We start from the raw sequence: 5332 nt of genomic DNA, 5'->3' as shown, positions 1-5332 counted from the left end.
TAGCACTACTTTGGCAGAAATCTGATTTTTGGGATTCCCAAGGTGGGATTCCAGTGATTCATAGGGAGCCAGCTTTTCGAAGGGGCTGGCGATGGATACGGATTGGCGTGGCGAACTGGACGAGTGGTTGGCACCGTTTGTAGCGGCGTTGCGACACAAGACGCGTGGCCGGATGTGTCCGGCGTATATCGCGGGACTGATCGGCCCGGGGGATCGCAAAAGCATACAGCCGATGGCCGCCCGGACAGATGATGTCAGCTACGATCGGCTGCATCATTTCATCGCCAGCGGCGTGTGGGACGAAGCACCGCTGGAGGCAGCTCTGCTCGCCGAGGCCGACCGGCAGGTAGGCGGCGAGAAGGCCTGGCTGATCATCGACGACACGGCGCTGCCCAAGAAGGGGCGCCATTCCGTCGGCGTGGCGCCGCAATATGCGTCGGCACTGGGCAAGAATGCCAACTGCCAGACGCTGGTGTCGGTGACGCTGGCATCTGGCGAAGTCCCCATCATGGTCGGCCTGCGCCTGTTCCTGCCCGAGAGCTGGACCGGAGACGTGGCCCGCCTGGAACGGACTGGAGTTCCTCTCGATTGCTGCCCCTACAGGACCAAGCCCGAGATCGCGCTCGCTGAGATCGATCGGGTCGGCGCTGCGGGTGTTCGTTTCGGCTGTGTCCTGGCGGATGCGGGCTATGGCATGTCCGCACCGTTCCGACAGGGGCTGAGTGAGCGCGGGCTTGCATGGGCGGTGGGCATACCTTTCAGACAGAAGGTCTACCCCGCCGATGTTGGGATGATCTTCCCGATCGCTGGAAGAGGTCGCCCTCGCAAGAACGCCATCCCCGACGCAAAATCGATATCCGCCAAGGCAATGCTGGAGATGGCAAGGTGGCGCAAGGTGAGTTGGCGGCGCGGGACCAAAGGGCCACTCTCGGCGCGGTTCGCTGCCGTTCGCGTGCGTGTCGCCGATGGTCCGCCCCAGCGCATCCGGGACATGGGTGCGCAACATCTGCCCGGCGAGGAGGTGTGGTTGGTCGGGGAGCATCGCTCGACTGGCGAGCGCAAATACTACCTCTCCAACCTGCCTGCCAGCACGCCAATCAGGCAGCTTGCCGGCGCCATCAAGGCCCGCTGGGTCTGTGAGCAGGGGCATCAGCAACTCAAGGAAGAACTCGGCCTCGATCACTTCGAGGGTAGATCATGGAAGGGGCTGCACCGACACGCGCTGATGTCCATGATCGCCCTGGCCTTCTTGCAGACCCAGCGCCTCAAGCAGGCCAAGGGGGAAAAAAAGGACTGCCGGTCCGCCTCCACAGCCGAGCTTACCAGCGATCAGACAGGCCATCATTGACCGCTTCTCCAAGCCACCGGATCGGCCATGCCCGCACTGCGGTCGCTGCATATCTGACCCGACACCAGAAAATCTGCCAAAGTAGTGCTAGGCCGTGTTGACAAAAGGGATTCCCAAGCCGGTCGGGTTCTGATTCAAGGCTGCTCTTTGGGAAGCAATCATGGGCCGTGGGGACTTGTCGGATGTGGAATGGGAGCTGATCGGGCCGCTTCTGCCATCTGAACGGGGGCGCTGGGCGCGACCTGCCGGCGACAACCGGCGGTTTCTCAACGGCATGCTTCATGTGCTGCGGGTAGGTTGCCCCTGGCGAGACATGCACGAGCGCTACGGTAAGTGGAACTCGGTCTATGTGCGGTTCCGACGCTGGGCCGAACAGGGTGTCTGGGATGCGCTGCTTCAGACGCTGATCGATCTGGGGCTGACCGACGACTGGCAGCACATGATCGATAGCACCACCGTTCGCGGCCATGTCTCGGCAGTGGGCGGAAAAGGGGGGCTCTTGCGCAGGCTTTTGGTCGATCGCGCGGCGGCTTTACGAGCAAAGTCCACGCCCGCTGCGACAATCAAGGACTGCCTATCGGGTTCATCCTGACCGGTGGCGAAGCCTCGGACTATGCTGCTGTCGATGATCTCATGGCGCTGCCGTTGGCCAAGCCGACGACGCTGCTGGCCGACAAGGGTTATGACGGCGACCGCTTCCGCGAAAATCTGCTCATGCGCGGCATCCTGCCCATCATCCCGCCCCGGTCGAACCGGAAAGCTCCAGTCCATCCAGACTATCGCCGCTACCGGGATCGCAACCGCATCGAGCGGATGTTCGGCAAATTGAAGCAGCAGCGCCGAATTGCCACCCGCTATGACAAGACCGTCCTGTCGTTCGAGAGCTTCCTCAACCTCGCTGCCGCCCGACTATGGCTGAAGTCTTTTGTCAACGCGGCCTAAGCAGCGGTAGGCATGGCGGTCGCATGAAGACCGAACGGCTTCGGCGACACTACGTCATAGCTCTCATCTTCCCTGGAAACCCGGCTAGCGGCTGTCCGTCGTCAGAACATTTGGCGCAACTCGCGGCGTAGATTAGCGGAGTGTCGGCCTCGTCTGGGGATTGATGTTAGGCGGCGAGCCTGCGGTGTTGCAAGCGCCGATGTTCGATGGTCTGTCGCTTGATCCTTTCACGCTGTTTGATGATGGTTGGGGCTCTGCCGAAGTAGGCATCGGCGGGCGTCACGTTGTTCAGGCTCTCGTGGTATCGCTGGTGGTTGTAGTGCTCGACGAACGCCTCGATCCGGGCCTCGAGGTCGCCGGGCAGGAAGTAGTTTTCCAGCAGGATGCGGTTCTTCAGGGTCTGATGCCAGCGCTCGATCTTGCCCTGGGTCTGCGGGTGGCATGGGGCGCCGCGAACATGGCTCATCTTCCGGGCCTCGATGTATTCAGTATCCGTCCGGTGAAGGCCGCAGCGTGATGCCGACCGGAGTGTAGGTCGGGTTACGCGGCGATCGCGTTCGGACGGGGCGCCCAGTTCCAGGGCAGGAGTTCGTCGAGCCGGGTGGCAGGATGATCGGCGATGCGTGCGAGGACATCAGCAAGCCATGCCTGCGGATCGACGTCGCCCAGCTTCGCGGTCTGGATCAGGGTGTAGATGATGGCGGCGCGTTGCCCGCCACGATCGGATCCGCAGAACAGCCATGCCTTGCGGCCAAGCGGGATGCAGCGCAGCGCGCGCTCGGCGGCGTTGTTGGTGAGGCAGATGCGGCCATCGTCGAGGAAGCGGGTGAACGCATCCCAGCGCTTCAGCATGTAGAAGCAGGCCTTGGTGAGGTCATGACCGCGCGATAGCTTGGCGACCTGCGCGGTAAGCCAGGTGTGGAGCTCGGCCATCAGCGGCGCGCTGAGTTCCTGACGGACTGCGAGCCGCTCGGCAGGACTCTTGCCGTTGATGCCGCGCTCGATGTCGAACAGGGCGTCGAGACGCTGCACGGCTTCGAGCGCGATCGGATAGATGCTGCCGCGCTGGCCGCGGCTCTTCTTGCGGGCTGAGCTCAGGACATCGGCGAGCTCGAAGAACTTGCGCCTCGCATGAGCAAAGCAGCCCGCTTCCAGCACGGGACCGGGGGCGCGGTCCCCGCGATAGAGATCGTTGTAGCCACTATAGGCATCGGCCTGCAGGATGCCGGACCATGCCGCGAGATGGGCTTGCGGGTGCTCGCCGCGCCGATCGCGCGAATAGTGGAACAGGGCAGCTGGAGGATCGGTGCCTGCAAAGGGACGATCATCGCGTACGTAAACCCATAATCGCGCCGTATCGGTCTTGCCCTTCGCCATGACCGGCACGGTGGTATCGTCACCGTGGATCCGGTTTGCAGCCAGAACATGCGTCTCGATGAGCTTGTAGATCGGAATCAGCGCATGGGCAGCTGCCCCGACCTGATCGGCAAGAGTCGAGAGGCTGAGCGGCACGCCTTCGCGGGCAAACCGCTCGGCCTGGCGGTTGAGGGGCTGGTGCTGTCCATACTTCTCGAACAGGAGCATCGCGAGGAAGCTGGGTCCGGCCCATCCGCGGGGCACCACATGGAAGGGCGCGGGGGCCTGCGCGATCTTCTCGCAGTCGCGGCACGAGAACTTCTCGCGCACCGTCTGGATCACCTTCCACGAGCGCGGGATCACCTCGAGTGTCTCGGTGACGTCCTCGCCGAGCTTCGAGAGCCGATCCCCACCGCATGCCGGGCAGGAACAGGGCGCAGGCACCACGACGCGCTCGCGCGGCAGATGCTCGGGGAACGGCTTCCTTGCCGGGCGCTTGCGCTCGAAGGCGGTGACCGTGGCGGTCTTGGCCGCCGCTCCCTCGGCGATCAGGTCGTCTTCGGCGGCATCAGCCTCGAGCTCTTCGAGCTGCAGCTCCATCTGGTCGAGCAGACGGCGGCTGCGTTCGGCGCTGGGGCCATACTGCTCGCGCTTGAGCTTGGCGATCTGCAGCTTGAGGTGAGCGATCAGCGCCTCGATGGCGCTCTGGTGGGCCATGGCGTTGGCAAGCTTGGCCTCTGCCTCATCGGCCTTGCGGGCCATCGCCGCCACCAGCGCCTTGAGCGCTTCAACGTCGTCCGGAAGGGGCGAAATGGCGGCTTCCATAGACCGGAGTGAATCATCATCCACCCTCTGCTGCAAGGGCAAAACACCGCCTCGCGCCGATTATCCGGCGCTCTGTGGCCGCCATGTATACTGCGGGTTGCGCCAGTCGATCCCCTCCAGCAGGCAGGCCAGCTGCGAGGGGGTCAGCGACACCGTTCCCTCAGTCGCTGAGGGCCATACGAACCGGCCCTTCTCTAGCCGCTTGGCGTAGAGCGACATGCCGATCCCGTCGTGCCAGATGATCTTGATCAGCGAGCCTGCGCGGCCACGGAACACGAACAGATCGCCGCCGTGCGGATTACGCTTGAGACCCTGCTGCACCAGCAGCGCCAGGCCCTGCATGCCCTTGCGCATATCCGTGTGGCCGAGCGCGATCCACACCCGCGCGCCCGAAGGGATCATCGCAGCCCCTTCAGCGCCGCAGCGACCAGGGCCGGCGGTGCCGCCGCGAAAATGCTCAGCCGCTTGCCGCGCGGCAGGTCGATGATCATCGCGGGGTGCTCGGCAGCGCCGGCCGCCATCACATCTTCGTCGATCACCGCTTCGGCGAACACCGGCGTCGGAAGTGCCTCGGGCAGCTCTGCTTCCCGCTCCACGCCTGCATCGAGCAACTTGCGCCGCCAGGTGTAGATCAGCGCCGAAGAAATATCGTGCCGTCGGCACACCTGGGCAACGCACGCGCCCGGCGCGAAAGCCTCGGACAGGATCTGCAGCCGCTCCTCATCGCTCCACCGCCGCCGCCGCTCCGGCCCCGAAAACACCGTCACCTGACCCATCGACCACTCCTAAGCGCGCTCACAAGAGCACGCTTAAGAGCGCTCGATACCTATCCACGCAAGGCGGCCCTCGCCGGAGGGGTAC

4 protein-coding genes and 2 pseudogenes are annotated in these 5332 nt (G+C 64.1%); 2 read left to right on the top strand and 4 right to left on the bottom strand.

Going from position 1 to position 5332, the window contains the following annotated elements; translation table 11 throughout:
• The first annotated feature begins 91 nt into the window (after positions 1 to 91).
• A complete protein-coding gene (locus D2V17_RS09025; RefSeq protein WP_119592595.1) occupies positions 92 to 1348 on the top strand; it encodes an IS701 family transposase in 1257 nt (418 codons plus the stop codon).
• Between the two features lie 160 nt (positions 1349 to 1508).
• Positions 1509 to 2290, top strand: a pseudogene (locus D2V17_RS21995) (IS5 family transposase).
• Between the two features lie 166 nt (positions 2291 to 2456).
• Here D2V17_RS21995 and D2V17_RS09015 read toward each other — a convergent pair.
• The 4 genes and pseudogenes from D2V17_RS09015 to tnpA form a co-directional block, all read right to left on the bottom strand.
• Positions 2457 to 2777, bottom strand: a pseudogene (locus D2V17_RS09015) (integrase core domain-containing protein); the annotation flags it as partial.
• A 53-nt stretch (positions 2778 to 2830) separates the two neighbouring features.
• The gene (gene tnpC, locus D2V17_RS09010) at positions 2831 to 4471 is read right to left on the bottom strand and encodes an IS66 family transposase (protein ID WP_119592683.1); all 1641 of its coding nucleotides are present in this window, start codon (positions 4469 to 4471) and stop codon (positions 2831 to 2833) included.
• Between the two features lie 60 nt (positions 4472 to 4531).
• Positions 4532 to 4873, bottom strand: coding sequence for an IS66 family insertion sequence element accessory protein TnpB (gene tnpB / locus D2V17_RS09005; protein WP_119592682.1), 342 nt, complete (start codon positions 4871 to 4873; stop codon positions 4532 to 4534).
• Entirely contained in the window at positions 4870 to 5247 is a 378-nt protein-coding gene (tnpA, locus tag D2V17_RS09000; RefSeq protein ID WP_066843951.1) for an IS66-like element accessory protein TnpA, read from the bottom strand. Before tnpA ends, tnpB begins: the two co-directional genes overlap by 4 nt.
• Between the last annotated feature and the right edge of the window lie 85 nt (positions 5248 to 5332).

Origin of the sequence: Aurantiacibacter xanthus (assembly GCF_003584015.1) — a bacterium.
GTDB classification, from domain to species: Bacteria; Pseudomonadota; Alphaproteobacteria; order Sphingomonadales; family Sphingomonadaceae; genus Alteraurantiacibacter; species Alteraurantiacibacter xanthus.
The sequence above is the reverse complement of the archived record's forward strand: the minus strand, read 5'-3'. Positions and strand labels throughout refer to the sequence as shown.

Bases quoted from the DNA above. Each gene is read 5' to 3' on its own strand.
- D2V17_RS09025 (WP_119592595.1), top strand. From the start codon at position 92: ATGGATACGGATTGGCGTGGCGAACTGGACGAGTGGTTGGCACCGTTT.
- tnpB (WP_119592682.1), bottom strand. From the start codon at position 4,873: ATGATCCCTTCGGGCGCGCGGGTGTGGATCGCGCTCGGCCACACGGAT.
- tnpC (WP_119592683.1), bottom strand. From the start codon at position 4,471: ATGGAAGCCGCCATTTCGCCCCTTCCGGACGACGTTGAAGCGCTCAAG.
- tnpA (WP_066843951.1), bottom strand. From the start codon at position 5,247: ATGGGTCAGGTGACGGTGTTTTCGGGGCCGGAGCGGCGGCGGCGGTGG.